Annotated in this window: 1 protein-coding gene; it reads left to right on the forward strand. The window is 40.1% G+C overall.

All coding sequences use genetic code 11. The features are described 5' to 3' along the window. The coding region (locus tag BD809_RS15720) for a hypothetical protein (protein WP_170251928.1) at positions 1 to 1,025 on the forward strand (1,025 nt) is incomplete at both ends.

Here is a 1,025-nt window from a genome sequence, read left to right on the forward strand (position 1 = left end):
CAAGTATTGACCGAAGGTAACGATGCCGGCGGAAGTGTTATTACTAATATGGGGACTCCCGTAATTGGTACAGATGCAACTACAAAAGATTATGTAGATACTGCAATTACCGCTTCTAACCAAACTGTTGTGAGTGCGGATGCTGGTAATATAGTTGTTGCCGGAACTGATGGAGGCGCTTTCCTTAATTCAGTAAATGATGCCGATGCTGATGCAACTAATGAAATTCAGAATATTAACGAAGTACTTGCTGATGGAAACAATGCAGGGGGATTAGTAATCGATAATATCGGAGCACCAATTGATGGAAACGATGCAACTAATAAAAATTATGTAGATAATGCAATTACTGCAGCTGCAGCCGATGGTTCTGAAACTATCGTTACTGCTGGAACTGACATCAGTGTAACAGGAACTGGTACTACTGCCAATCCATACATAGTAAACAGTACATTTACAGAAGTGGATGGAAGTACTACTAACGAAATTCAGAATTCAGCACAGGTAAATCTTAGCACTCCTTTAGACGTTGATGGGGATACTGTAAACGAAACTACTGTACAAGAAGCTATTGCTGATCTTTCAACTGCCGTAGCTGCCGATGGAGATACAGATGCAACTAATGAAATTCAGAATATTAACGAAGTACTTGCTGATGGAAACAATGCAGGGGGATTAGTAATCGATAATATTGGTGCTCCTATTGATGGAAACGATGCCACTAATAAAAATTATGTAGATAATGCAATCACTGCAGCTGCTGCTGATGGTTCTGAAACTATCGTTACTGCTGGAACTGACATCAGTGTAACAGGAACTGGTACAACTGCCAATCCATACATAGTAAACAGTACGTTTACAGAAGTGGATGGAAGTACTTCTAATGAGATTCAGAACTTAGGACAAGTATTGACCGAAGGTAACGATGCCGGCGGAAGTGTTATTACTAATATGGGGACTCCCGTAATTGGTACAGATGCAACTACAAAAGATTATGTTGATACTGCAATTACCGCTTCTAACCA

Source organism: Aquimarina intermedia (genome assembly GCF_008124785.1).
Classification (GTDB): domain Bacteria; phylum Bacteroidota; class Bacteroidia; order Flavobacteriales; family Flavobacteriaceae; genus Aquimarina; species Aquimarina intermedia.